The following is a 25,262-nucleotide window of genomic DNA, read 5'->3' on the forward strand; positions in this document are numbered from 1 at the left end:
TGATTATTAGTTGAACCAATCGGACTTTTATGGGCAGTTGATCCCCCACCTAAATTCTTTGCTTTTGCTGCATTTTCAGGTGGGGGTCTTACTGCCCATTAAAGCGGGATAAAAGTACAAAACAATCCCTTCTTGCATCTGCAAGAACGGGATTGTTTTATGGTGATTCATATAAGCATCTTTTTTAACCAGAAGTAGGTTACTCTCCCCTTTTTAGCATCATTTAGAAATGTCATATGACACTTTTACACTAGTGAGAATGACAAAAAAAGCAGTACAATTCGGTTATTACATAGATAGGAGCGAGAACTTTATGAAATCAAGATTCATCCAGAATGGTTATTTTTTATTGCTAACTTTCGTTACAGGATTGTTTTATTTTTGTTTTTATCTAATAGCTCTGCTATTCAGTTTCACCCTTTCATTTACGGTAATTGGGATTCCACTAGTTATACGTGTACTACAGACTACTACACCTTTTATCCAATTCGAGCGCATACAGACGAAAATTTATACAGATATTTCAACAGACTCTTATGATAAAAGTATAACAATAGATACATCGAACTGGACTCAGGTGAAATTAGTGCTTACTGATCGTCGCACTTGGTCTGCTGTCTATTGGTTAATGCAGAAATTTGCGATTGGCATTTTTAGTCTCATTAGTGCAACCATTTTTTATGTAATGCCACTTATGTTCCTGTTAGCACCACTACTGTATCGCTACATTGAAATGAATATCATATTCATACAGATAGATACGTTTGCCAAGTCACTCTTTGTAATGTTTATGGGTATAGTATTTACCGCCATAAGTATTAGAATAGTAGATGGTTTAACAAAGAAAATTGGGGGCTATACACGTAGCATGATCCGGCAACTAAATCAATAAAGGTTTGCCTTCTGTAAGAGAATTGCAGTGTAAAATTAAAAAGTATAACAATGTATGAAGGATTAATTTATAATATAGGAAGTAAAAAGGTAGGCTACTTAGGGGGTAAATGACTTGTTAGATATGGTTAAGTATTGGTTTTGGTACGATTGGATTATGTTAGGAGTCCGTATACTTGTTAGTGTCTCTATCGCCATAACCACATTAGATTTTCAGGATAGTTTAACATTGCCAATTTGGATTATTATTCTTTGGGAAATTATTGCCTTCTCTGTTCCATGGGTAGCCTTACTATTCAATTATAAATATTATTTGTTCACAGAAATACTGCTATATGGTGGACTGTGTATATATTTAACTTCTTTATTTCCGGGAGCTAACGTTACATTTCTTATATCGGTTTTTCTGATTGCTGCGAATAGTCAGCATTTGTCCTATTATTGGACAGCTCCAACAACAGTTTTTATAACAACTGGAATTTTCTATGCGGTTGCGCCAAGTAATAGCTATTGGATTATGGTTACCAACTATGGACTTGCTTATGTAATGGGCTTCGCTTTCCATTTATTAATCGTCAATCATAAGCAAAATGAAGCGATTCGTAAACAAAACGCGGTACTTGAGCAATATATGTCTCAGATTGAACGCATTACACTGGCAGAAGAACGGAACAGACTGTCGAGTGAGCTTCATGATACAGTTGGTCACGCTTATACTTCTATTATTATGGGGATGGAAACATTGCGTACCGAACTTGCTACTGAAATGGGTATACAGAGGCTAGATTCTCTGCTTGAAATGGGACGGAAAAGCATCGAGGACGTGAGAGGTTACCTACATCAAATGGATTCTCCGTGTCAATCGCCTTCCTTAATCCAATCTCTACAAAATCTTGGAGCCGAATTTCAGGAGCACGCTCAGGTAAATGTAAGTTTTAGGATATTCGGAGAGGAATATGAATTGTCTCGGCAAGCGAAGATAGCCTTCATTCGTTGCTTACAAGAGTCCCTTACGAATGCAGTACGTCATGGACAGGGAACTGAAATTATAGTTTCATTGCAGTTTGAACAACAATATACGAGATTAGAAGTTCAAGATAATGGAAAAGGAAATGTAGAATGGCAGGAAGGCTTCGGTATGAATGCGATGAAAGAACGGGCAATGAACTTGCAAGGTCAATTGTCTGTATATACAAAGCCAGAGGAAGGAATGCTTGTTACATGTACCATACCACGACAAACTGAAATAAAAGATGGACTTATTCGTTTATTAATTGTAGACGATCAGCCATTTGTTCGAGAAAGTTTGAGGACACTACTCGATAGATATGAAGATTTAAATGTAGTCGGTTTGGCTGAGGATGGCAATCAAGCCATCGATTTGTGTGGGCGCCTTCAACCCCATGTTATACTTATGGATTTAGATATGCAGCACATGGATGGAGTCGAAGCAACCAAAAAGATTAAGCAACAATGGCCACATATCCGCGTATTGATCTTTACAACGTTTCAGGATACCGAACAGGCGTTAGAATCGCTTCGCAACGGTGCGGATGGTTTCTTACTTAAATCTATTGAAACGTTGGAGCTAGCTAATACGATACGTCTTATTCACAAAGGTGGGACACTAATTGACCAGGGAATGTCTCACAAAATATTTGAGAAGTTTGATGTGCAAAAAGAGACACCACAATCAAAAGCAACCGCTTATGAGCTAACAGCTAGGGAGATAGAAATATTGCAGCTAGTAGCAAAAGGCCTTCGATACACTACCATAGCATCAAGGTTATATTTATCGAGTGGTACGGTCAGAAATTATGCTTCCACAGCTTATACAAAGCTAGGAGTCCGTAACAAAGAAGAAGCTGTTCAAAAGGCTCTAGAAATTGGAATTATTGAATAACAAAATGTTTCGCGGTGTATAAAAATGAGCAACTGTAACAGAGTAAATAAGGCCCGTTATCGTATAAGTAAATGTTAAAACACTTACTGTTTTGTCATAATAAAATTATTGAATCTTATCCTATAAAATAGCCTACTATCCACTTAACTGATAGTAGGCTTTTAAAATCATTTAAGAACTGGGTTATATTCTAATTTATAATTTTTAATCAGTGGAAATATTATCACTTCGGCTCTAAAGTTAACACTTTCCCCTCTATCCCCTCCGTATTCAATGTAGTCGTATGATACGTTCCATTTACCCAATCATCTATTTGATCATGGTACCAATCGCTTCTAAAATGTCCAGATTGTCCCGGTCCTACAATATGATAACCGTTTGACATATCTTTTGTATCAATAACAAATCTCCAAGAAGCTCCGTGATTTACAATACCATTTTCTCCGTAACTCGCTGCTTGAACGGTAACTTGGCTTCCGCCGATTGGAATTGGTTTTTCACGATTAAATGCAAGTAGTGCTAGCATACTAGATGATTTTGAAATTGGATGTGTGAACGCCAGTTGATGGTAATCGCCCCACTTCCACTCCGCAACATCAGGGCCATATTCCTTCTGCAGTTTCTTCATTACATTTTCGTACGATGTATGCACAACTTTTGTGAAGCCTCCGTACTTCGTAAACCAAGCGCCGTTTTCTCCCGCTACTTCTTTTCGAATCAATTCATCAACAACTTGTGACTTCCCTTCAAATAACTCCATCACATCTTTCGGTATTTCTTTTGAAAATAACGTATTCGAAATCTCTTTCATTAACAAATGGAATAGTAATGGTGCCGCTTCATCTTTACTATCGTAAAAATTCCACTTTGTTAATTGTTTTACGCCTTCTTTCTCTACTTCATTTAAAGATGCTTTATTTAACTCTTTTAAAAATATAAGGGCAAATTCTTTCCCGTATAAATTTTTTTGATCCATCTGTAACTCTTCTAAATCTTTCACCGTATACTTTTCTTTCTCTTGTAAAAATTCTTGAATACGCATTTGCCTATATGGCTGTGCCCACGTATTACTAATATGGTACGGATAATTATCATCCACAATTTTATTATTCGCAGTTGAAATAAACCCTTGTTTTGGATTTATTACTTTTGGAAGTTGATCATATGGGATATACCCTTCCCATTCATATTCATTTGTCCACCCTGGCACTGGCAAACTTCCATCACCTTTTTTACGCACTGGTATATTTCCATTCGCTTTATACGCAATTGTGCCGTCATTTGATGCAAATACAAAGTTTTGAGTTGGAGTATGAAAATCTTGAAGTGCCGTTTCAAACTCATTCCAATCTTTCGCTTTATTCATATTTAATACAGCCTTTAATTCAGCGGAAGGCTCCAAAGCAGTCCATTTCAAAGCGAATACAGTTTTCGTTTTCTCTTTCCCTTTATCCGCAAACTCTGAAATAACTGGACCATGCCTCGTAACCGTCACATTATACGGAATTGTTTTCCCGCCTTTTACTTTAATAGATTCATCAACAACTGTAGCTTTTTCCCACTTATCGTTATACAAAAATTCATTTTCATTATTAGGATTTCGCTTCTCAATATATAAATCTTGCACATCAGGACCTGTATTCGTAACGCCCCATGCTATTTTGTCATTGTGACCTAATATAACACCCGGTACTCCAGCGAAAATAACACCACTCACATGTAAATCTTTCATTTCGAGTTGCGATTGATACCAAATTGAAGGCGTCGCAAGAGATAAATGAGGATCATCCGCTAAGATTGGCTTACCAGACGCACTTTTCTCACCGCTTATGACCCAATTATTACTACCATTAAACTCTGGAGGAATGATCGTTTTTGCAAAACTTTGTGCTACGTCCACATTTGTATTTTTCAGTTCAGCTAGCAATCTAGGCGCATCTTTCGGATATGTAGGAAATAGCTCATTTGCTTGCTCTTTCGGCAAATTTTTCAGCGCCCAATATCGAAACGCCTGTCCGTGCCAATGTCCACCTAAATCAAACGCCATATACTTTCCAATCGTTAACGTATCAACAATAGACCATTCAGCAGGCTCATATCCTAATATAGTAAACTCAACTGGCAATTTCTTTTCCTCTTTCGCCTCGCGTATAAAAGCGTTCACCCCATCAGCAAATGACTGCAGGGCATATTTCGCTTCCCCGTCATATTGACTAACAGACGCTTCGGCTGCTCGTCGTAAACCGAGTGTTCGAAACAATTTATCTCGATCAACAGCTGCTTCCCCTACAACTTCACTCAACATCCCAGAAGCTTGCCTTCTACTTAAATCCATTTGAAACAAACGATCTTGCGCTTGTACATACCCTTGCGAAAAATATAAATCATGTACATTTTCCGCTTTAATATGAGGTACCCCTTTACTATCTCGCTTTACTTGAACAGCATGTTGTAAATCCTCTAGCTTTATCGTCCCATCTATCTTTGGCACAGAACTAAGCGTATATATGTTCAAAAAAATCACTGTACAAATAACTACCAAAAGAACGATACTACTAGACCAAATAAAAATTTTCTTCCCTCTAGTTCGTTTCTTCTTTATGACGACTTCCATATAACCCCTCCTTTCTCAAACTATTCGCTTCTATTTTGAAAGAACCTTTTAGAATAGGAAAAATCCATCTTTTCTTATGCTATGGATCATGTAAACAGACTTCTCCTTCCTTTCTTCCACTGAAATCTCCCCGCCCTTTCTTACACCAATTCCTCAAAATCCCCTTCACATAAGCAAACGTTCGCTTATTCTGTTCAAACGCAACTTTAAGTGCCTTTAGTACTGTCTCTCCTGAAGCTTTTTGTATCCACTCTTTTAATTCCTTCACGATATATGGAGATAGACTACTTATATTTTGTTTGTAAAACTTATAAACTTCACTATGCGACGTATCCTCTTCTGTCTCTTCTATCTCTTCTTCCTTCTCCTCAACAACTTCTTGTAAACTACTATTATCCTCTTCTTTCGGCATACCAAAATGCTGCAATAACAATGGAATCTTCCATTCTTCTTCAAGACATTTACGTAAAAACATATGTATGAACTCTTTATTTTTTACAGTCTTTAACTCACGTAACACACACTTCTCTACATTTGTATTTAAAATAGGGTTATAGTGTAGCCAATTTAGTATGTATAACTCTTTCGTTTCCGCATCGTATAAAATCTTTCCGTATTCAACAAATCTATTTAACAGCTTCTCAACAGTTTCCATACTGTAGCCTGTTTCCAGTTCTGCCACACGCTTCGGTAATACGTAAATTCCACATTGCTTTGTTTTCGTACCAGTTAACAAATATATATAAAAATAACGCTCCTCTGGCGTTAAATCTAATATGAATTCATCTTGCCAAAAGTCCACCTGCACATTACGGTACACCGCCATATATTTCCCTCCTCCTTTTATTCATAAAAAGGCAGAATTCACCCCTTCAATATACATATAGGAATGAGGGCTTTGTTTTTGCATTTGAATTCCAAATTTTTTTAACTACTACAACGCCGGTTTTATTTTTTCGCGCTTTTTTGTTCTTATAGTTGTTTTTGTTTTGTTTTTTCTTAGTGATTTATTACTTGGTAGGTGCTTATGAGGGGCTTGGAAGGGGCTTCATAGGGGCTAAAATAAAAAGGAGCTGTTCCAAATTTTCATTTTGGATAGCTCCTTTAACATCCTTATTACTTTTTCTTGCATCAGTACAAACTTTTACATACCATTTTTATTTTTGCATAGAGTCTAACATCTTCACTAAAAAAGCAGCTGCCTCGCCACGAGTTGTTGTACCTTTAGGATTAAACTCATTATTTCCAACACCAGTAACTACCTTTAAGCTGTATAATCGTTGAACAGGCTGTTTATATGTGATCAAATGTTTATCCCTAAATGGTAATGCGACTAATTCACCTGTAACACCTTTATACTGTAATGCGTTGTCAATCATGATAGATGCTTCTTCACGAGTAATTGGCGCATTTGGGTCAAAAATCCCTCCGCCACGACCGTTAATAATTCCTGCACTTGCACTACGTTTAATACCGTCATGAAGTGATGAATGCGCTTCGTTAATATCTACAAATGACTTATTTCCTTCTGGTAGTTTAAGAGCATTTGAGATTAATGTCGCAAACTCAGCTCTCGTTACATTACGATAAGGCGCAAATACACCATTTCCTTCTCCATTCATAATACCTAGACTGTGTAGTTTACGAATATGTCCCTCAAACCATCCACCTGTAATATCATCTTTTGGCTTCTGTACTTCTTCTTTTGGTACATTGTAGTTAATTTTAATCCAACTTGGATTATAGAAAATCCACTCTCCATTTCCTATTTTATACCAACCATTTTTAACTGCTAACACTTTGTAACGATCTCCGTTTGAAGCTTTACGAACAATATGATGCTCAAGTCCTACGCCACTACGTACGTTTATACCGTCACCATTCACTACAAGCTCCATATTAGGTTCAGCTGGATTATATTCATTTGAATCAAATAGCTCATCTCTTTCTTGTAAAGGCGAGTCAATTTGCGCATTAACATTTGCATACCATTGAATACTTTGTACGAAGCCAGTCCAATTCCCACGCGAAATTAAAATATCAGGACAGTTTTTTCCGCTCCATTGTTGATGCCTGTAAATGTGATCCGCACTAATACCTTCTTTGTTCATTAAATAACCTGCAAGTCTCTTTGCATTCTCTAACGCTTTATTGTAATCTCCATCTTGGTTAACTGAAATTTCGATACCGATAGACTCTCTATTTCCTGAGCCATCGCCATCTCCTGCATGCCATCCATTTTCATTTGTTGGTAAGTGCTGATAAATTTGTTTGTCGTCTACAGTAAAATGCCATGAAGCTGTTCGGAACGTACCTTCCGTTGCTTGTTTATACAAATATTTCGCATGATTTTCAGCATTCGCACCACGGGCTGTGTTTGCAGTCTCGTGAATTGTAATGTAGCGTGCTTTCATCGGATTAGCAGGGCGAATATCAGGATTTCCTGCTGGAACAATCCACTCTACAAATGGAGTACCTGCAAGTGTTCCATATTTCTTTGTAGTCATCGATGCACTATACTGAATAGCTCTTGGCTTTTCAACCGGCTTCATTTCGCGAGTAGAACCATCATTTCGGCCGTCTACATGTTCAAATGCCTTTTCAATGTTTGAAATAGCTTCATCTTCTGCTACTTGACCTTTTTTAGCTTCCTTCATTTTATTTAGTTCTTCTGTTTCATCATGTTTATGCTTATATTCTTCTAGAAGTATTTTCTCGTTTTCTGATACTTCTGCTTCGTTAATTTGCATGTGATCAGGAGTTTCTAGATTGAAATGAGAATAACTTAATCCACTCGTTCCACGTTCCCCTTGTGCGATACGAAGTTGATCCGTTTGAAGGTTTTTGCTCTCTTCTGCTGATATCGCTAAAGGTGCACTCCCTAACATTACTAAACTTGTTGATAGTGCAATTACTCTTTTTTTTATAATTTTTTTCATTGCTGTAATCGATACCCTACACTGTTCGTGTAAGTATCTCAACCTCCCTTTATTTTCTCATTAGTGAAAGACTATGAATCTACTATGTATAAAAATATGTTTATTTCGCCTTTTTATAAACACTTCATTTTACCCCCAGCAGGTGAATGATAGTTTCTATAAAATCCCTTAACAGACATTATTTTATAACCAATTGCAATTGCCGTCAAAAACACTTATCCCCTTACACACTACTACTTCTCAAAAAATAGATTAGGATACCTTTTACTGATTTTCTTCACCAAGAAGGACCTTTACGTTTTTTCATAAATACTATGTATCTATTAATTAGATCCTGATTTAATGTAATTTCCCTATTTGAAAATACTAAGCTTTTCAATTTTTCGTTATAATATAGTTGTCATCTTTTTACATTGAAAGGAGTTTTTATATGGAAGAAATTGCTCATATTTTACTCACTAATATTGATACATTAAATGAAGAAGACCAAAAAATTGTAAAGAAACTAGTTAATAAGTTAAAATCTTTTGCTCATGCACCACTAAATAAAAATCACTGCTTACGTATGAAACCTTTTATTGAATCTGAAGGAATAACTAGACTCGTTGCCAATACAGTACACTCTTACCAATTAGATTTAATGCCAAACAATCAATTTGCTATGTATGATGTTATTGGCTATTACTACAGCATAGCATTATTAACATGTTGTGTAGTATTTGAAAAAGGCGATTTCAAACACATCTACTCTGTATTAGAAAATGAAGTGACAAAAGAAAACGAAAAGAATGTTCTAGTATCAGAGCGTGGCGGGGAAAATTACTACGTTATGGCACGCATACTTAAATTTTTCAAGAAAGATGCTAAAGACATAGAAAGTTTATTTTCACAATTAATTATTCTAGATTAATTAATTGTGAAATATCACTACATACGAAACAAGGAGGATGAGTATGAGTATGCTACGAATAGAAAATATGGAAGATGATGAAGTTTTCCAATTTCTAGCTGGCACTTTCCATCAAGATACTTTCTACGAAGAAGCACTTAAAGAATTATTAGAAGAGGCACACAAGGAATATTTACAAGACTCTATTGTTTTTCTATCTAAATTTCTAAAAAATGATTATAGCATTGAAGAAAAACAAGCGTACATTCGATATTCAGCAGATGGGATATATTTTGAAGGGCTAGAAATCACACCGGTAGAATGGCTTGAAAACATAGTTGAAATATTAAAACAAACCATACAAGTTTATTAGATTATACATTAAAGGGGATGACCTAATTGTTAAATACGATCGTTTATGATAAAGCGAAGTACCATTATCAAGGTGATTTCCCTGAGGACTTACCAATTGATCAAGCTTTTGTACATACTGGTATGTTTTTAGGATGGATACTTGAACATAATTTATTTAGTGAAGAATTTGAAGAAGAGTCTCAAGACGAAATTAATCAGTTTAAACTTAAACAAATGACTGGCACAGAAATTTATATGAACTGGGATGGCGTTTTAGCAGACGACATGTTAAATGATGAGGGCAACCAATTCGCAAAGTACTACTTTAACCATGACGAGGACTGGAAATATATAAATGATTACAGTGATGTTTTTATAGACGAAGGCGAAACTCTCTACCATGTGCAAGATACTTGGGAAAACTATTTCAAATTAAAAAACGTTATTGATAATAGCTATAATTTTTGGAAAGACAACTTACAAAATAAATAATTATAATAAGTCGATTTCTTATTTTAATAAGGAATCGACTTTCTTAATATCTAATTTGCTGATTAACACCTCGCCCAAAGATCATTTTACTAACGATACTATTATCGATATCGAATTTTCTATAACGGAACGTTCTGGACGTGATTTCATTAACACTGTTAATCCAATTAAGGACGTGACTAATGTTTGCGCTAATGCTTTAGCGTTCAAATCACTTTGCAGTTCACCTGATCGTATTCCCTTCGTAATTAATTCTTGAAAAATAACTGCAAGATACATTTGATGTTCTCTAGTCAGTACTTCAAATTTTTCATTATGAGGAGCAAGTTCAACCATTGTGTTAATACAAAAACAACCTTTACTGAACTCTTTTTTATATTCCTCTTCCACCATATTTTCAAAAAACGTCCGAATTGCTCCTTTTACAGATTGTTCGTTTTGAAGTTTTGTTCGTATATTAGCCGCATGTAAATTTGTGTATCTCCTTAATGCCGCTTCAAATAAACCCTCTTTATCACCAAAGGCTGAATATAAACTCGGCTTTTGTATTTCCATTTTTGCAGTTAAATCGCTTAATGAAGTAGCTGCGTATCCCTTCTCCCAAAAAAGTTGCATAGCAGCATCCAAAGCTTTTTCTTCATCAAATTCGCGTAGTCGTGCCATTTAAAACCATATCCTTTCTATATCTAGTTATTAAGATTACACATCGTCATTTATGTACCAATCAGTATGTTATATATCGTATTAGATTATAAACGACATGTCAAAAAAATTATAATTAACTCAAAATAAACTTGACATATATGTTTCTTCGAGATTATATTTTACTTACAAATAACATACCGTTCGGTACATTATTTGTAAGTAATGCAAAAAGGAGCTGTTTTTATGAATAGTAAAGAAAAAATGATGCCCATTCTAAAACATACTCACACTCAGATACATCCACCTGTTCATGCAACCATGTCTCGCTATATGACTCTATTATTCGCAATCGCTTGTGGGATGGCTGTAGCAAATATATACTTCGCTCATCCACTACTTGATTCATTGTCAAATGAATTTAAGATTAGTCATTCAACTATCGGTATTGTGATTACTATTACTCAAGTTTGTTATGCACTCGGTTTACTTTTATTAGTTCCACTTGGTGATTTATTAAACCAAAAGAAAATAATAATTCTCCAAATGCTTTTATCTGTTTTCGCTTTAATTATAATCGGGTGCGCTTCCTCAAGCACCGTACTTTTTATAGGTATGGCCTTAGTAGGTATTCTTGCAACGGTTACGCAAACACTCGTCGCATATGCATCAATTTTAGCTAATCCAGCAGAACGTGGACGCATAGTAGGTTTCGTTACAAGTGGCGTTGTAATAGGTATTCTCCTTGCTCGTACATTTGCAGGCACATTAACAGATTTAGCTGGATGGCGATCCGTTTATCTCACCTCCGCTATTCTTTTACTCTTCGTAACTGTTTTGTTACACCGGAACTTACCAACTCTTAAACTTAAAAAAGTGACAACTATGTCTTACCGAAAATTAATACACTCTGTTCTCTTATTATTTGTAGAAGAACGACTTTTACGCGTTCGCGGAATACTAGCATTTCTCATTTTTACTTCATTCAGTATTTTATGGACTTCTTTAGTATTACCTCTAAGTGCTACACCACATAATCTATCTCATACAGCTATTGGCGCATTCGGCCTTGCTGGAGTTGCAGGTGCATTAGCTGCTACTAAAGCTGGACAATTAGCTGATAAAGGATTCGGACAAAGAACAACTGGCATAGCCTTATCATTATTAGTACTTTCATGGCTCCTAATTAAATCTATTAACCATTCTCTATTATTACTACTTTTCGGAATTATCCTTTTAGATTTAGCGGTGCAAGCTGTACATGTCACCAATCAAAGTATGCTTTTCACAGTGCGTCCTGAAGCGAGAAGTCGACTCACTGCCAGTTACATGATTTTTTACTCTATCGGTAGTGCAACAGGTGCAATTCTTTCAACAAATACGTATGCAAAATATGGTTGGGATGGAGTATGCATATTAGGTGTATCTGTTAGTGCTTGTGCTCTTTTATTTTGGATAATAACCTTACGGCGATCATAACAGCTAAAAGAAGAATAATTCATTTATGTTTCATACGTGTTTTTCTACAAGACTATAGAATAGCATTTACTTTTTAACACAAATCAACGGCATTTTCATATAAAAAATGCCGTTGATTCTAAATTTTCACATATGCGATTCATCATTTTATAATACTAAATCCTATACTAGCGAAGTACATCTATTACAAATTCCCTTTAACGTTTTCGACAATCTCGTTTATCGTATTCCGATCAAACTTATCACTAATTTCGTATGGCTCACGATCTCCTACTAATTGTACGCCTACAATATCATTGCGGTCTTTACCATATTGCACTTCAATAATAGACCCACGCTCTATTTGTTTCCAAACGAGACCTGCTTCATCTTTATTATCTAAAATAATACAATCCTCAATATTTTCATCAATTCCAATTAACTTATTGTCATCCATATATCCAACCTCGTATTGTTGACGTTCTTTCGCTTTGCCGCTTACTACTATACCTTTGCTTCCATACGAGTAATCCGTATAATCCTTTTTCTCCGATTGTACCGCTTTCGGCTCTTTTGCTTCAGTTTTTTCAGTATTTCCACAACCCGCAATAATACCAATTGGCATTATTGCAGTTAATACTACTCTAGTAAATTTCTTTATCACTTATAACCAACCTCACATGTTTAATTTTAAATTCTATTTATTCCCTTTTCGAATAATAACATGATAATACCGAGAAAGAGCCAAAGGTAAAATATTATTTTCATCCCAACAATCTATGTAAAAAGCTATACTTCTGTATTTCCTTCCCGTCTACTTTCATATAGTACCCTTACAATTATAGATAGCTAGACTTTCAAAATCACTAACTGAATTATCGATAAATTATAGAAAGTAGACATCCTACTCACATAAGATTTAAAATTAGGAAGTATGGAAAACATGATAAAAAAGTTAAACTAGATGATCGCAATTAAACTGATTTTTATATGAAGGAAGGAAGTGCACAGCTATGGATTTAAAAACAGTTATGCAAGAGCTTGAATCCCTCGGTAAGGAAAGAACGAAAAAAATATACATATCTAACGGTGCGCACGAGCCAGTTTTCGGCGTAGCTACAGGCGCTATGAAACCAATCGCTAAAAAAATAAAATTAAACCAAGAGTTAGCTGAAGAACTGTATGCGACAGGCAACTACGATGCTATGTATTTTGCAGGCATTATTGCAGATCCGAAAGCTATGAGTGAGTCTGATTTTGATCGCTGGATAGACGGAGCATATTTTTATATGTTGTCCGATTATGTGGTGGCAGTAACTTTATCAGAATCAAATATTGCACAAGATGTTGCTGATAAATGGATTGCAAGTGGAGACGAGCTACGAATGTCAGCGGGCTGGAGTTGCTACTGCTGGCTTTTAGGAAATCGCAAAGACAATGAGTTTTCTGAAAGCAAAATTTCCACTATGCTTGAAATGGTAAAAAATACGATCCATGATTCACCAGAACGAACAAAATCCGCTATGAATAATTTTCTAAACACTGTAGCAATTTCATATGTGCCACTACACGAAAAGGCAGTCGAGATTGCAAAAGAAGTTGGTATAGTTGAAGTAAAACGTGATAATAAAAAAAGCAGTTTGCTAAATGCTTCCGAAAGTATTCAGAAAGAACTTGATAGAGGCAGACTTGGTTTCAAACGTAAGTATGTAAGATGTTAAAAAAGAAAAAGGTGGTATCAATCTTTCTTGATTGATACCACCTTTTTCTTTGACTACTGAACTCTCTTCTTAGAAAACATTCATTTACCTCTGGACAACTTATATGTTAGAAACTTCTTCTTTTAATTTATAAACCCTATCTCTTTTCTCATCGCTTTTGACAAAAATAAGCTTTCCTTCTTTAACAAAATCTTCTAATACTAAGCATACTTGTCCATATGCTTTCGGCTTATTCGTTGTGAATCTTTCATCTGATATTTTGCCGGATCGTATTAATTGTTCACATAGCTCAAGTGTACTTATTTCTTCAGAATCCACTAATTCCAATATATCTTTTTGCAATGGCGATAAAGGTACTGGTATATCAGCTACCTCCACCTTTTCTGGTTTATTTTCTTCTTCAAATAAATCTTCAAATGAAATTTGATTCATTACTTCTTTTCCTTTCTAACGATTGATTTGTATAACATGAACTGAATTCTATAGCGTAGTTATTATTATGTAGTACTTACCTTATTACGTAAATGTCAAACTCATGTACATCGTTTCATATAGTATGTTTCGATTATACCAAATATACGTTCTGTTTTCTATTACAGATTGGAAAGCAGAATGTTTTACTGTATATACCATTATTAAATAGAGCTGAATATCCATTATCCAAATATTACATTTTCAGTTATATTATCAAAAAATTATCCATATTGCGGAAATAAATGACAAATAATTATAATTTACATGTTATAATTACGATGCATGCATTTAGTTATATTAAATGTGTAATACGTATATTTAATAAAGTTAAATTAAACTGGGGAGGCTTGCGCAAATGGGCAAGAAAACAAGCAAAGCTAAAAAATTTTTCGGTTTCATAATCACTGCAGCATTAGCAACTACAACGATGGTAGGTACAGTAAATGCAGAAACAACTACGAAAACAAACGGTAATGAAAATAGCTATAAGGTAGCTAGCAATGCGAACGTTGTATTTACAGATGTACCAAAGGACCACTGGTCAAAAGATGCTATCGATTACTTAGCGTCAGCAGGAATTTATAAAGGATACGGAAATGGGAAATTTGGTTTTGGGGACAATGTTACTAGAGGACAGGTAGCTTCTTTAGTCAATCGACATTTAGGTTTAATAGCAGATGATAAACAGGCGAATATGTTTAGTGACATTACAAATCATATGTTTGAAAAGGATATTAAAGCCATTGCGCAAGCTGGAATTATGAAAGGTGATGGATCAGGTACATTTCGTCCAGATGATGTATTAACTCGATATGAAATGGCAGTAGTGTTACAAAAAGCATTTCATTTAGAATCAAAAGGACAAGGGAGCTTTAAAGATGTACCAAAAGGTCATTGGGCCTATGAATCTGTAAATGCAGTGCGTAGTAACCGTATAGCACAAGGTGACGAATCAGGTAATTTTAATGGCAACATGATTGTGAAGCGTGAGCAATATGCACAATTTTTCTATAATGCAATAGCCAAGAACCGATCTTATAATTTCAACATCAATACAAAAGAAGAAATGAAACAAATGTTAACAACAGCTTTACAGAATGGGACGTTTGGTCCATTTAAATTAGATGCACTAGGTAAAGATATATCTGAAGTGAAAAAAGAATTTGGAGCGCCTGATGTTTGGAAGCAAGCATCATGTACAGAATGTGATGCACCTAATATAGCGGTATACGGCGATTATAATATTGACATGTACCCTTCGGACGCTAGATATATTTCAGTGAAAATGGATATCACTATTAATGAATTAAAAGAGTGGTTTGGTGAGCCAGATGGAATCGGAGAGGATATGACTAGTGAAGGCTTTATATATAATCGAGGAAGCTATTCTCTTTATTTCAGCTTCTCTGATGGTTATATTCAACGCGCTGAAATATCTAAAAATAAATTCAATTAATAAGTTACAAGCAATATAAAATATATAAAGCATAAAAAATCCTTCAAGAACGTGCTTTTTCTTGAGGGATTTTATTTGTCTCTATCTATTTAATATAATCCAAAACTATATAACTCCTACTGTTTAAACTTTATTTTTCTTGATGCTCCGCATCCCATTCACTTAAATACGTTGCATATTCTAATTCATCTGGATCATCATGTAACATAGAAATAAACTCTAATTTATTTCCATCACAATCTAGAAAATATACACTTGCAGCTGGCATCCACCTTTGGACAATTGGTTCTCGATTTCCTTTCCCTTGACTCCCTACTACCTCTATTCCACGCTTCTCTAGCCATAATTTAGAAATCTTTAAAAACTCTAAATCTACACGAAAAGCGAAGTGTTTCGTCTCAAACTCTTCATTCGTATGTACTTCCCATAATCCGAGCATTTGCTCTTTATTTTCGCCTATCCAAAAGAACGCAACTCGTCTTTTCGATAGTTTTTTTGCTACTGTTAAGCCTAACTTATTTTGATAGAAATCTATCGCCTTTTCTAAATTTCTTACATGTAAATGAGTTTCATATATGCTTTGTATCATTATATATTTCCCTCTCCTCTACATTCTGATTTTTAAAATATATTTTGTTTTTATCATACAAATATTTATATTTTTAAGCATCCTACTTTTGTATAATTGTTCTGTCCTACAAATGTATAGGTATCCATCTTTAACTAATGCCTCAACGCCGGAATTCAATACAATGGAACTAGTGAGCTTTTATGAAAAATTGGCTCTCACCTACTTTTCTCCCATTAGAAGCTTTGCTGCCCACAAATAGCAGGATAAAAATTCTATTTACATTCATAAATTTTTATAATGTAATAAGATTAACATCTTAATAATAGAGGAGGAGCCATTCTGGATAAAACAAAAGTTATGGCTTATTTTAGTGCAACGGGTAATATATTCCCTGTTGAAGCAATTACCGACGCCCTAAGTATCGAGCCTACAAGAACTTATAAAAAAGGTGATGTTGTTGCAAAACGTGATAATCCGAATCTTGTATCCACCAAAACCCTATATAGAAAAGAAACTAATTGGACTTTCAGCACCGGCTATCAAGAATCATACGATATAAATAATCAGTTGCAAGTTATTCTAAAATCCCTTGAAGGAAAAACAGAGCAATTAAAACATCTCAAGAAGAAGTATAGTTTAGAGTTTCTTTTTATGGTAGTAATGCAAGTGGAGAATAACGAATCACCCGCGATGTATTTACAAAAAAACATTATTGATTTTGTTAGTTCCATTCAAGCAGAAATTCATTTTGATCTATATATTTGTTAAAAATAAAAACGCTATTGATATTGGAATCAATAGCGTTTTCTTATGTGACTTTATGTTTTATCTTGTTTGTACCCAAAAGCAAATTCTTTTTATATAACGTATTACTTCAATTTCCCCTCAAAGACAATCTTTCTACCGCACGGTTCAACTTCTGTTTTGCCGTTTTTCTTCACTTCATGAAAGATTGGTTCTTCCATACGACGAGACGGTGCATAGCCTTCTTGTTCCATACGTGCTAAGCAGTCTGTAATTGTTTCGTTTTCGAGTACTTCAAATTTCTTTTTATTAGGTTGTTTTGTCATGCCCTAACCTACTTTCTATTTTTCTTGATGCGAATTGATTCTTCATGTAGACCATATATACCATTGCGAGAATTCCCATTATAATCATAACCGCAATAAAAAAGCTTGTATACTGTATTTTTTCTATAAATACGCCTCCTAATACAGGTCCCATAATACTTCCTAAACTAAAGGCGATTCCAGATAATATATTACCTGCTGGTAGTAAATGTCTCGGTAATAAATCTGTCATAAATCCAAGACCTAGTGAGAAGCATGATCCAATGACCATACCCGCTAACAGCATACAGGCAAAGACGATCCAGTAATAGTGATCAAATACTGCTGCAAGTAGGAAAATGCCCGTACTTACGCTGAACGTCCACGTTAAAATACGATCTCTTCCGTATTTATCACTTAATATACCGAGTGGAATTTGTGTAATAATGCCCCCAACTGCGAACGCTGGTAATAAGAAGGATACATCTGATACAGACCATCCTTTACGAAGCGCGTATACTGGTAAGTTACTATTTAACATTGCTTCTAGTACGCCATATGCAAGTGGTCCTAGTAATGCAATCCACCCTAATCCAACAACTTGTTTATAACGAGAAAATGATGATTCACTCTTCACTTCTCTTTCATCTTGCGCCGGGAATGCATTTTTCGTTGGAAGTAATAATAGCCAACCTATTAAGCAAAGTATAGTAGATATAATAAATGGCGTTGCAAGACCGTACTGCACAGTGCTTGCTAAATACGGACCAACGGCAAAACCAATTCCGAAGAATACACCGTATATCGATACTTGTCTCCCTATTTTACTCGGGTCTGATGTTGTCGTAATCCATGTTTGTGTTCCGACATGAAGCATATGATCTCCGACTCCAACTAGAAATCTAAGAATAAACCATACCCAAAATGAAAAAGTTTGTGTAAAAAAGAATAATGAAATAATAACGAGAAACCCACCAATAACGATAATTGGCTTCATTCCAAACTTTTGCATCGGTTTTTCAAGAAACGGTGAAATAACTAATATCCCAATGTATAATGCCGTCGCATGAATACCGTTAATACTTGAACTTACCCCTTCTTGTTCAAAAATCATTGCAATGGCCGGTAAAAGCATCCCTTGTGACAAACCCGAGATTGCTACAATTCCAACCATAATCCAAAAAGTAAAACGCATCGACATCCTTTTCCCTCTCCTTCTCACGCTTTCCACTTTTCATTATAAACTGTTTCTCCAAATGCGTGTACGAATATTATGAATAAAAAAGAAGCTAAAAGAATGAATCCTTTAGCTTCTTATCCTTCCCATACTTGCGCTTTCACATTGTTATGGAATTGCTTGAAATACGGATGTTTATAAAAAGCAGTTTCATACACGTATTGCTGTGCATGAGCAATTGGTGGCTGCGGGTATTGCATTTGTAAAGGAACTACAGCTGGTGAAACTTGCATATACATCGGAGCTATCATTATTTTTGTATATAAGTGATGATTATATGGCGAATGCGCAATTAAGAACGGCTGATGCATGGATAATCTCCCCTTTTACCTACAATGTTATAGTATATGCAATACTTATCATTTCGGGGATTATTTCTCTTCTAACCAATCCTCTACATGTTTTATAAATACATCTAAACAATCAATAAACGGCGAATGACCGCAATCCTCTAACACTTTCAACTCTGCATTCGGCAAATGTTTTGCTAATTCCTCACCGACTACTTGCGGTACGACATAATCTCTGTCACCTTGTATGACGAGTGTTGGAGCTTTAATATGATGAATTTGCTTATTTCCCTCTACAACCCCGTTATGTTCATCCGAAATGTTAAATGTAATTAGTGCATAATTCACATCTACGAAATTACGTTGCGTTAACATATCGTCTAAATACTTTTCGTAACGATCCGGTTCCGGTTGATTATGTGTATATATTAATAGATTCCATACTGTACGGTAATATAATTTATTCATATTTTTTATCGCATCTAGCACTGGAGCAATTTGTACGGGATCTTGCGCGATTTCTTCTTTCGTCTTTACTAAACTTGATACGATCGGTTGCCCGTTAATATCTTTTTTAAAAATTGGATATCCCTTCATGCCTACTGATTCTACTAAAATTAACTTTTCAACAAAAGTTGGATGATTCGCTGTAAATTGCATCGCAACACCACCACCCATTGACCAGCCCATTAATGAAAATTTCTCTAGTTTTAATTGATCAATAAATAGTTTTACATCTCTTGCAAAGTCTTGTAATGAATCTATCGATTGATTATATGTTGATTGTCCAAATCCTCTTAAATCAAGAGCGTAAATATGGTATCGGTCTTGCAGCTTTTCAATTACTAAATCCCAATGTTGTGACGATGTCATGTTTCCGTGAATGAGTACAAGAATTTCTGCATTTTGCCTTCCAACTTCCTGATACGCAATCGTTTCTCCGTTCGATAGTGAAACAAACTCCATTGTTGCAGGCTTAATCATCACAAGTTCCCCCATTCTTTTTAATAGAAAGAAAATTCTTTACTTACTTAAAGAATAGCATGCAGAATATACGTTCGCAACATAAAACCTATACGAAATTTTTACATAAATCAACATGTCTATTACTAGACAATTATAATGAAAAAGTATATAGTTAGCTAGGTAACTAATTTGAAAGGATCAAAATACATGGACGAAAAACAACATTTTTTTCACATTGTCAGCCAGACTTCTCGAAAATTCACAAAGAAATTTAATGAACGCGTATCTCCAACTGGGCTATTCAGTGCGCAATGGGCTGTTATTTTCCGCATTAATCAAACCGGTTCTTGTACGCAAACAGAATTGTGCCAGTACTTAAATGTTGAATCACCAACGATGACTCGTACGTTAACACGTATGGAAACGATGGGCTGGATTATTCGTACAGAAGGAAAAGATCGTCGTGAGAAGCTCATTTCTTTATCAGAGACAGCGATAAAAATGATTCCGGTATGGCAAGAAGAAGTTGATACTTTCGAAGAAAAAACACTAGAAGATATTAACGAAGATGATTTACATCAAGCATTTGAAGTGTTACAACAAATTATTAAAAATTTAGATTAAATTGGAGGGATGACGATGCAAAGTGAGAAACTTTGGACGAAGGATTTCCTCGGAACTTGTTTTAGTAGTCTATTTCTCTTCTTAACATTTTACATGCTTATGACTACTCTGCCTGTCTATGTAATAGACGGCCTAAAAGGAAAACCTGAGGAAATTGGTTTAGTTGCAACTGTTTTTCTTATTTCATCTGTTTTATGTAGACCATTTACAGGTAAATGGCTCGATGATTTAGGAAGAAAGAAAATATTATTTATTTCACTTTCATTATTTTTAGCTGCTACTGTTATGTATTTCGGTGCGCAAAGTTTATTTTTATTACTTGCCCTTCGCTTCTTACATGGTATTGGGTTCGGTATGGCAACGACAGCAACTGGTACGATTGTCACAGATGTTGCGCCAGCTCATAGACGAGGCGAAGCACTTGCCTATTTCGGCGTATTCATGAGTCTGCCGATGGTAATTGGTCCTTTTTTAGGTTTAACAATTATTTCTCATTTTTCATTTACTGTACTATTTATCGTTTGTTCCGTATTTTCATTGCTTGCATTTTTATTAGGACTACTTGTAAATATTCCGCATGAAGCACCAGTGAACAAACAAAAACGAGAAAAAATGAAATGGAAGGACTTAATTGAACCATCCTCTATTCCGATCGCTCTGACAGGATTTGTTTTAGCCTTTTCTTATAGTGGCATTTTATCCTTTATTCCTATTTATGCGAAAGAGATCGGTTTAGGAGAAGTTGCTAGTTACTTCTTTATTGTATACGCACTTGTTGTTGTAATTTCTCGTCCATTTACAGGAAAGATTTTTGATCGCTTCGGTGAAAATGTACTTGTTTACCCTGCTATCATTATTTTCACAATTGGGATGTTTATTTTAAGCCAAGCACAAACTTCATTTTGGTTCCTTGGCGCAGGTATGCTAATCGGTTTAGGCTACGGGACATTAATTCCTAGCTTCCAAACGATTGCGATTTCTGCCGCTCCAAACCACCGACGTGGTTCTGCGACAGCTACTTACTTCTCATTCTTTGATAGTGGTATTGGCTTTGGTTCTTTCATTTTAGGTATCGTCGCAGCGAAATCCAGTTACCATAATATGTATTTTATCGCAGCTATTATCGTTGCCTTCACTTTACTTCTATATTATGGATTACACGGACGAAAACAAAAATTCAAGAAACAACATACAGATGGAAAAATTTCCGCTTAACATGAATAAGGAAAGTAAACTTCCCCGTTTACTTTCCTTATTTTGTATTTCTTTTAATAGAAGCGTATACTTATAATAGAAATAAAAAAGGAGGGACCGATATGAAACTTAAAAAATCTCCCCTACTCTTACTCATAATCACATTCATATTTGTAATTACAGGGCTCGGTTTTACATACTTCAAACATAATAAAACAATCCCATCAAAAAATAACGTGACGAAAAAAAATTGGTTAGATGATCCTTACTTACGTTGGTCGTACACACATATGAAAGAATTCACTTTAATTAACGAGGTAAATAATAACCCGGATCACGTTTCCCACTTCTCTACCGCATCACAAAACTTAGACGATTTTGCTGTGGAGCGTAGATTTGGAAATACAACTCCTCTAAAAAAACTTTTAGACGATAACAAAACGGATGCTTTTGTCGTTGTACACAATGGACAACTTGTTTATGAACGATATTTCAACGGGTATAACGAGAGTGAACCTCATGGCATGGCGTCATTAGCAAAGGTTTTTACCGGTGCAATTATACAATCTCTCGCTGAAGAAAATCGTATTGACTTAGAAAAAACAGCTGACGCATATATAAAAGAATTAAAAAATACACCGTTCGGTAATGCCACACTTCAGCAATTAATGGACATGCAAGTTTCTGTAGAATACCCTACTCACGGATACGAACATCCAGCGTTAGAAAATCAAGATGCACAACTATATTTAGCGAGCAATATTTTACCTAGAGGTAAAAACTACGACGGTCCGATGAAAATTTATGATATGTTACGAGAAGCAGAAGAAACTGCAACGCCTGGTTCCGATTTTTCTTACGATAACGGATCAGCCGAAACACTCGCTTGGGTTATTCGAACTATCACGGGTAAATCATTAGCTGAAAATGTTAGCGAACGCATATGGTCTCAAATTGGTATGGAAGAAAATGCTTATTATGTCACCGATGAAACAAAAGTTGAACAAGCTAGCGCTGGTTTAAATGCAACTGCTAGAGATATGGCTAGATTCGGGCAATTACTATTAAACAACGGGGAATATAATGGAAAACAAATTCTCCCTTCTTCTATTACTAAAGATATAAAAAATGTCCAAGAAGGTGAACTTGCAGTTGGCCCTGGAGCTTCCATTTCTTATCATAATCAATGGTGGATTCCGCACAATGAACAAGGTGCTTTTGAAGTGTTAGGTAGTTACGGACAAACACTTTACATCGATCCGAAAGCAAATATGGTCATTGTCCACTTCTCTTCTAACGCTACGCCAAGTAATGAAATACATTCAGTCTACTCAAATATGTATATTGATATTGCACATCATTTAGAGAAGCTTCCACAGTAGTGGAAGCTTCTTCTTATTGGGGTATTTATTTTAATAAATCCCCTCATCACGATTATTCTTTTCTTATTCATACGTGAATTTTTTATTAGCAATCCAATAATTTGTCACGAAGAGTGTCAATAAGATCCAAATAATCGTTAGTAGTACATTGACCATTGCAGTTGCATTCACTCCCCCTGTGACTAACGTTTCCATTGCGTGTTTACTCATACTGGCTGGATTAACTTGATCTATTATTGGACTCAAACCGACGATTATTCTACAAGCTAAAAGAACAACAATTGAAATTAGTGCAATAATACCTTGACTGTGAAAAATAGCACTTATCATTGTTGTGAAAGATACGATAAAAAGAACCCAAATTAAATAAAATAGTAATCCAGTAATCATGTGCGAAAACGGAACAACAGTAAAAAGATAGTTTGTATATAGATAAGAGGTAAAGTATCCAATCATTACACTAAGCGCTACTATTACATAATTTGATACTATTTTCCCCACTATATATGAAGTAACCGTAACAGGTCTCGTTAAAATAAAGGCCAACATACCGTTAGCTTTATCTGTTTGAATAGCACCCATCATAGAAATCACTAGAATCATAAGTCCGAGCTGATCAAACTGAGACCCCAAAGTACTCGCTAATACTTCGCCTCCTTTTTGTGATGTCATACTTGGATCGATGGTAATTCCCTGCCCTCCACCTAATGCTCCTAAAATGGATGGTAAGTAATGCGTTACTATTGGCTGTGTTGCCCCTAAAAATATAAAAACAATTGGTAGCCAAATGATCTTAAAATCACGTAACATTTGAACACATTCTTTTTTTATCAATATCATTGAGTTATTCATTTTTGCACCACCAATTTCAAGAAAATTTCTTCTAAAGTATCGTTGTTTATTTCAAACTTAACGATGTCCACTTTATGTTCGAGTGCATTTTGCAGTAACATATTTTTATTTATTTTGATACTTTCAACCTTCACTTTGACTTTAAGTCCAATCACTTCTACATCCTTCACATAAGGCAAATTTTTTACAACGTCAATCCACTCTCGATCTTTAGCTGTAATTTCAATGATTAATTTATTTTCGCTATTACGGTGTAAAAGCTCAGTAATTGTTGTATCTTCTATCTTTGTTCCATCTTTAATCATGACAAATCGTTCACAGATTTCTTCTGCATCACTCAATATATGGGTTGATAATAAAATAGTCGTATCTTTTTTTATTTCTTCAATGAGATTTAATACTTCCCTTCTACCTATTGGATCTAATGCGGATACTGGCTCATCCATGACAATAAGCGCCGGTTTATGCAGTAATGCTTGTGCAATACCGAGTCTTTGTTTCATTCCACCAGAAAAGGTACTCACCTTCGAATCTTCTTCCCCACTTAATCCAACTTTCTCCAAAATTTTTGGTATCGACTTTGACAATGCTTCTTTTTTCATCCCTGAAAGTTGCCCCATAAACATAAGGGTTTCTCGCGCTGTCATCCAATGAAAAAAATTAGGGTATTGCGGTAAGTAGCCAATTTCCCTTTTCATTTTTGATATTTTTATCCCATTCAATAACACTTCACCCACATCTGGATTAATAATATCCGAAATCACTTTTATTAATGTAGATTTCCCTGCTCCATTTGGTCCGATTAACCCTACACATTCCCCTGATTGCAGTTCCATTGAGAAAGTATTGACAGCAATTTTCCCTTTAAATGATTTTGTTACATTTCTAATCTCTAATTTCATAATTTCTCACTGTCCTTTCTCCCTATAACAAAGTATAGAATAGGTCCCAATACGTTAACAAAAAGAATAATTAGCGCCCATACAAGTACATTTTTTCTTGTTTTTCTATGTCGGTATAAATCAATTAGTGCAATGAAAACTAAAAGTACCCCGACTGCAATAACTGGCAATATGATTGGGAGAAACGCCATAATATCCATGTCTTTAAGATCATTCCATCCATAATGTAGTTGCATTTTTATCATTCCTTCCTAAACTCATTATCATTATTGATAATAATAATGATAAATCAAGAGCAGATGCATTGCAAACATTATTCTCATTATTTATAATGAGAATAAATAATGAATAAGGTGATATAT

Annotated in this window: 26 protein-coding genes; 12 read left to right on the top strand and 14 right to left on the bottom strand. The window is 35.2% G+C overall.

Annotated elements, in window-relative coordinates; genetic code table 11:
* Positions 1 to 313 precede the first annotated feature (313 nt).
* Together RBB48_RS11470 and RBB48_RS11475 are read left to right on the top strand one after the other, a co-directional pair.
* Positions 314 to 892, top strand: coding sequence for a sensor domain-containing protein (locus tag RBB48_RS11470; protein WP_098134406.1), 579 nt, complete (start codon positions 314 to 316; stop codon positions 890 to 892).
* Positions 893 to 1,006: 114 nt separating this feature from the next.
* The gene (locus RBB48_RS11475) at positions 1,007 to 2,794 is read left to right on the top strand and encodes a helix-turn-helix transcriptional regulator (RefSeq protein WP_088064002.1); all 1,788 of its coding nucleotides are present in this window, start codon (positions 1,007 to 1,009) and stop codon (positions 2,792 to 2,794) included.
* Between the two features lie 223 nt (positions 2,795 to 3,017).
* Here the strand turns inward: RBB48_RS11475 and RBB48_RS11480 are convergent, their stop codons facing one another.
* The 3 genes from RBB48_RS11480 to RBB48_RS11490 all read right to left on the bottom strand — a co-directional run bounded on the left by RBB48_RS11480 (position 3,018) and on the right by RBB48_RS11490 (position 8,347).
* On the bottom strand, positions 3,018 to 5,408 hold the full coding sequence (locus tag RBB48_RS11480) for a penicillin acylase family protein (RefSeq protein WP_306007666.1): 2,391 nt from the start codon (positions 5,406 to 5,408) through the stop codon (positions 3,018 to 3,020).
* A 79-nt stretch (positions 5,409 to 5,487) separates the two neighbouring features.
* The gene (locus RBB48_RS11485) at positions 5,488 to 6,234 is read right to left on the bottom strand and encodes a DnaD domain-containing protein (protein WP_306007667.1); all 747 of its coding nucleotides are present in this window, start codon (positions 6,232 to 6,234) and stop codon (positions 5,488 to 5,490) included.
* Positions 6,235 to 6,565: 331 nt separating this feature from the next.
* On the bottom strand, positions 6,566 to 8,347 hold the full coding sequence (locus RBB48_RS11490) for an S-layer homology domain-containing protein (protein ID WP_306007756.1): 1,782 nt from the start codon (positions 8,345 to 8,347) through the stop codon (positions 6,566 to 6,568).
* Positions 8,348 to 8,777: 430 nt separating this feature from the next.
* On the opposite strand from RBB48_RS11490, the gene RBB48_RS11495 reads away from it, so the two are divergent.
* Genes RBB48_RS11495 through RBB48_RS11505 form a run of 3 tightly spaced genes read left to right on the top strand, consistent with a single transcriptional unit; the run spans position 8,778 to position 10,082 of the window.
* Positions 8,778 to 9,257 (top strand): hypothetical protein, encoded by a 480-nt coding sequence (locus RBB48_RS11495; RefSeq protein ID WP_063220964.1) that lies wholly within the window; start codon positions 8,778 to 8,780, stop codon positions 9,255 to 9,257.
* Between the two features lie 49 nt (positions 9,258 to 9,306).
* Positions 9,307 to 9,609, top strand: a complete 303-nt coding sequence (locus tag RBB48_RS11500) for a contact-dependent growth inhibition system immunity protein (protein WP_088064482.1) — start codon at positions 9,307 to 9,309, stop codon at positions 9,607 to 9,609.
* A gap of 26 nt (positions 9,610 to 9,635) precedes the next feature.
* Complete coding sequence (locus tag RBB48_RS11505) at positions 9,636 to 10,082, top strand: DUF7832 domain-containing protein (protein WP_063220963.1); 447 nt, start codon at positions 9,636 to 9,638, stop codon at positions 10,080 to 10,082.
* Positions 10,083 to 10,163: 81 nt separating this feature from the next.
* On the opposite strand, the gene RBB48_RS11510 is transcribed toward RBB48_RS11505, so the two are convergent.
* The gene (locus RBB48_RS11510) at positions 10,164 to 10,745 is read right to left on the bottom strand and encodes a TetR/AcrR family transcriptional regulator (RefSeq protein WP_088064006.1); all 582 of its coding nucleotides are present in this window, start codon (positions 10,743 to 10,745) and stop codon (positions 10,164 to 10,166) included.
* A gap of 225 nt (positions 10,746 to 10,970) precedes the next feature.
* On the opposite strand from RBB48_RS11510, the gene RBB48_RS11515 reads away from it, so the two are divergent.
* Positions 10,971 to 12,203 (top strand): MFS transporter, encoded by a 1,233-nt coding sequence (locus tag RBB48_RS11515; RefSeq protein WP_306007668.1) that lies wholly within the window; start codon positions 10,971 to 10,973, stop codon positions 12,201 to 12,203.
* 184 nt (positions 12,204 to 12,387) lie between these two features.
* On the opposite strand, the gene RBB48_RS11520 is transcribed toward RBB48_RS11515, so the two are convergent.
* A complete protein-coding gene (locus RBB48_RS11520; protein WP_088064008.1) occupies positions 12,388 to 12,846 on the bottom strand; it encodes a hypothetical protein in 459 nt (152 codons plus the stop codon).
* A 349-nt stretch (positions 12,847 to 13,195) separates the two neighbouring features.
* Between RBB48_RS11520 and RBB48_RS11525 the strand changes: the two genes are divergently transcribed.
* Positions 13,196 to 13,903 carry a DNA alkylation repair protein gene (locus tag RBB48_RS11525; RefSeq protein ID WP_088064009.1) on the top strand — a complete coding sequence of 236 codons (708 nt, stop codon included), beginning with the start codon at positions 13,196 to 13,198 and terminating at the stop codon, positions 13,901 to 13,903.
* Positions 13,904 to 14,002: 99 nt separating this feature from the next.
* Here the strand turns inward: RBB48_RS11525 and RBB48_RS11530 are convergent, their stop codons facing one another.
* On the bottom strand, positions 14,003 to 14,335 hold the full coding sequence (locus tag RBB48_RS11530) for a DUF3895 domain-containing protein (protein ID WP_087984191.1): 333 nt from the start codon (positions 14,333 to 14,335) through the stop codon (positions 14,003 to 14,005).
* A gap of 397 nt (positions 14,336 to 14,732) precedes the next feature.
* Between RBB48_RS11530 and RBB48_RS11535 the strand changes: the two genes are divergently transcribed.
* A complete protein-coding gene (locus tag RBB48_RS11535; RefSeq protein ID WP_306007669.1) occupies positions 14,733 to 15,833 on the top strand; it encodes an S-layer homology domain-containing protein in 1,101 nt (366 codons plus the stop codon).
* 130 nt (positions 15,834 to 15,963) lie between these two features.
* On the opposite strand, the gene RBB48_RS11540 is transcribed toward RBB48_RS11535, so the two are convergent.
* Entirely contained in the window at positions 15,964 to 16,422 is a 459-nt protein-coding gene (locus RBB48_RS11540; protein ID WP_088609318.1) for a VOC family protein, read from the bottom strand.
* Positions 16,423 to 16,761: 339 nt separating this feature from the next.
* Between RBB48_RS11540 and RBB48_RS11545 the strand changes: the two genes are divergently transcribed.
* Entirely contained in the window at positions 16,762 to 17,172 is a 411-nt protein-coding gene (locus tag RBB48_RS11545) for a DUF4279 domain-containing protein (protein WP_088064011.1), read from the top strand.
* A 101-nt stretch (positions 17,173 to 17,273) separates the two neighbouring features.
* Here RBB48_RS11545 and RBB48_RS11550 read toward each other — a convergent pair whose 3' ends face one another.
* The 4 genes from RBB48_RS11550 to phaZ form a co-directional block, all read right to left on the bottom strand.
* Complete coding sequence (locus tag RBB48_RS11550) at positions 17,274 to 17,474, bottom strand: NETI motif-containing protein (protein ID WP_000166305.1); 201 nt, start codon at positions 17,472 to 17,474, stop codon at positions 17,274 to 17,276.
* A complete protein-coding gene (locus RBB48_RS11555) occupies positions 17,458 to 18,654 on the bottom strand; it encodes an MFS transporter (protein WP_088064012.1) in 1,197 nt (398 codons plus the stop codon). The genes RBB48_RS11550 and RBB48_RS11555 overlap by 17 nt, the downstream gene beginning before the upstream one ends.
* A gap of 113 nt (positions 18,655 to 18,767) precedes the next feature.
* Positions 18,768 to 19,001 carry a hypothetical protein gene (locus RBB48_RS11560; RefSeq protein ID WP_088064013.1) on the bottom strand — a complete coding sequence of 78 codons (234 nt, stop codon included), beginning with the start codon at positions 18,999 to 19,001 and terminating at the stop codon, positions 18,768 to 18,770.
* A gap of 60 nt (positions 19,002 to 19,061) precedes the next feature.
* The gene (gene phaZ, locus RBB48_RS11565; protein ID WP_142291779.1) at positions 19,062 to 19,979 is read right to left on the bottom strand and encodes an intracellular short-chain-length polyhydroxyalkanoate depolymerase; all 918 of its coding nucleotides are present in this window, start codon (positions 19,977 to 19,979) and stop codon (positions 19,062 to 19,064) included.
* A gap of 174 nt (positions 19,980 to 20,153) precedes the next feature.
* Here phaZ and RBB48_RS11570 point away from each other — a divergent pair, with 174 nt between their 5' ends.
* The 3 genes from RBB48_RS11570 (at position 20,154) to RBB48_RS11580 (ending at position 23,146) form a co-directional block, all read left to right on the top strand.
* Positions 20,154 to 20,570 carry a MarR family winged helix-turn-helix transcriptional regulator gene (locus RBB48_RS11570; protein ID WP_046954781.1) on the top strand — a complete coding sequence of 139 codons (417 nt, stop codon included), beginning with the start codon at positions 20,154 to 20,156 and terminating at the stop codon, positions 20,568 to 20,570.
* A 15-nt stretch (positions 20,571 to 20,585) separates the two neighbouring features.
* The gene (locus RBB48_RS11575) at positions 20,586 to 21,785 is read left to right on the top strand and encodes an MFS transporter (RefSeq protein WP_001190325.1); all 1,200 of its coding nucleotides are present in this window, start codon (positions 20,586 to 20,588) and stop codon (positions 21,783 to 21,785) included.
* Positions 21,786 to 21,886: 101 nt separating this feature from the next.
* Positions 21,887 to 23,146, top strand: coding sequence for a serine hydrolase domain-containing protein (locus RBB48_RS11580; RefSeq protein WP_088064015.1), 1,260 nt, complete (start codon positions 21,887 to 21,889; stop codon positions 23,144 to 23,146).
* A gap of 63 nt (positions 23,147 to 23,209) precedes the next feature.
* Here the strand turns inward: RBB48_RS11580 and RBB48_RS11585 are convergent, their stop codons facing one another.
* The 3 genes from RBB48_RS11585 to RBB48_RS11595 are packed head-to-tail and all read right to left on the bottom strand — an operon-like array spanning position 23,210 to position 25,136.
* Positions 23,210 to 23,998, bottom strand: a complete 789-nt coding sequence (locus RBB48_RS11585) for an ABC transporter permease subunit (RefSeq protein WP_088064016.1) — start codon at positions 23,996 to 23,998, stop codon at positions 23,210 to 23,212.
* Positions 23,995 to 24,900, bottom strand: a complete 906-nt coding sequence (locus tag RBB48_RS11590; protein WP_088064017.1) for an ABC transporter ATP-binding protein — start codon at positions 24,898 to 24,900, stop codon at positions 23,995 to 23,997. Before RBB48_RS11590 ends, RBB48_RS11585 begins: the two co-directional genes overlap by 4 nt.
* Positions 24,897 to 25,136 carry a PLD nuclease N-terminal domain-containing protein gene (locus RBB48_RS11595; RefSeq protein WP_087984180.1) on the bottom strand — a complete coding sequence of 80 codons (240 nt, stop codon included), beginning with the start codon at positions 25,134 to 25,136 and terminating at the stop codon, positions 24,897 to 24,899. Before RBB48_RS11595 ends, RBB48_RS11590 begins: the two co-directional genes overlap by 4 nt.
* Between the last annotated feature and the right edge of the window lie 126 nt (positions 25,137 to 25,262).

The sequence above is a fragment of the Bacillus sp. MMSF_3353 genome (assembly GCF_030733445.1).
Lineage (GTDB): Bacteria > Bacillota > Bacilli > Bacillales > Bacillaceae_G > Bacillus_A > Bacillus_A wiedmannii.

What these genes read in the sequence shown, in the direction of transcription:
- RBB48_RS11575 (WP_001190325.1), top strand. Translation starts at nt 20,586, where the DNA reads ATGCAAAGTGAGAAACTTTGGACGAAGGATTTCCTCGGAACTTGTTTT.
- phaZ (WP_142291779.1), bottom strand. Translation starts at nt 19,979, where the DNA reads ATGGGGGAACTTGTGATGATTAAGCCTGCAACAATGGAGTTTGTTTCA.
- RBB48_RS11515 (WP_306007668.1), top strand. Translation starts at nt 10,971, where the DNA reads ATGAATAGTAAAGAAAAAATGATGCCCATTCTAAAACATACTCACACT.
- RBB48_RS11540 (WP_088609318.1), bottom strand. Translation starts at nt 16,422, where the DNA reads ATGATACAAAGCATATATGAAACTCATTTACATGTAAGAAATTTAGAA.
- RBB48_RS11495 (WP_063220964.1), top strand. Translation starts at nt 8,778, where the DNA reads ATGGAAGAAATTGCTCATATTTTACTCACTAATATTGATACATTAAAT.
- RBB48_RS11530 (WP_087984191.1), bottom strand. Translation starts at nt 14,335, where the DNA reads ATGAATCAAATTTCATTTGAAGATTTATTTGAAGAAGAAAATAAACCA.
- RBB48_RS11585 (WP_088064016.1), bottom strand. Translation starts at nt 23,998, where the DNA reads ATGAATAACTCAATGATATTGATAAAAAAAGAATGTGTTCAAATGTTA.
- RBB48_RS11555 (WP_088064012.1), bottom strand. Translation starts at nt 18,654, where the DNA reads ATGTCGATGCGTTTTACTTTTTGGATTATGGTTGGAATTGTAGCAATC.
- RBB48_RS11535 (WP_306007669.1), top strand. Translation starts at nt 14,733, where the DNA reads ATGGGCAAGAAAACAAGCAAAGCTAAAAAATTTTTCGGTTTCATAATC.
- RBB48_RS11480 (WP_306007666.1), bottom strand. Translation starts at nt 5,408, where the DNA reads ATGGAAGTCGTCATAAAGAAGAAACGAACTAGAGGGAAGAAAATTTTT.
- RBB48_RS11570 (WP_046954781.1), top strand. Translation starts at nt 20,154, where the DNA reads ATGGACGAAAAACAACATTTTTTTCACATTGTCAGCCAGACTTCTCGA.
- RBB48_RS11550 (WP_000166305.1), bottom strand. Translation starts at nt 17,474, where the DNA reads ATGACAAAACAACCTAATAAAAAGAAATTTGAAGTACTCGAAAACGAA.
- RBB48_RS11500 (WP_088064482.1), top strand. Translation starts at nt 9,307, where the DNA reads ATGCTACGAATAGAAAATATGGAAGATGATGAAGTTTTCCAATTTCTA.
- RBB48_RS11470 (WP_098134406.1), top strand. Translation starts at nt 314, where the DNA reads ATGAAATCAAGATTCATCCAGAATGGTTATTTTTTATTGCTAACTTTC.
- RBB48_RS11590 (WP_088064017.1), bottom strand. Translation starts at nt 24,900, where the DNA reads ATGAAATTAGAGATTAGAAATGTAACAAAATCATTTAAAGGGAAAATT.
- RBB48_RS11545 (WP_088064011.1), top strand. Translation starts at nt 16,762, where the DNA reads ATGGCTTATTTTAGTGCAACGGGTAATATATTCCCTGTTGAAGCAATT.
- RBB48_RS11525 (WP_088064009.1), top strand. Translation starts at nt 13,196, where the DNA reads ATGGATTTAAAAACAGTTATGCAAGAGCTTGAATCCCTCGGTAAGGAA.
- RBB48_RS11595 (WP_087984180.1), bottom strand. Translation starts at nt 25,136, where the DNA reads ATGCAACTACATTATGGATGGAATGATCTTAAAGACATGGATATTATG.
- RBB48_RS11580 (WP_088064015.1), top strand. Translation starts at nt 21,887, where the DNA reads ATGAAACTTAAAAAATCTCCCCTACTCTTACTCATAATCACATTCATA.
- RBB48_RS11510 (WP_088064006.1), bottom strand. Translation starts at nt 10,745, where the DNA reads ATGGCACGACTACGCGAATTTGATGAAGAAAAAGCTTTGGATGCTGCT.
- RBB48_RS11485 (WP_306007667.1), bottom strand. Translation starts at nt 6,234, where the DNA reads ATGGCGGTGTACCGTAATGTGCAGGTGGACTTTTGGCAAGATGAATTC.
- RBB48_RS11560 (WP_088064013.1), bottom strand. Translation starts at nt 19,001, where the DNA reads ATGCATCAGCCGTTCTTAATTGCGCATTCGCCATATAATCATCACTTA.
- RBB48_RS11490 (WP_306007756.1), bottom strand. Translation starts at nt 8,347, where the DNA reads ATGAAAAAAATTATAAAAAAAAGAGTAATTGCACTATCAACAAGTTTA.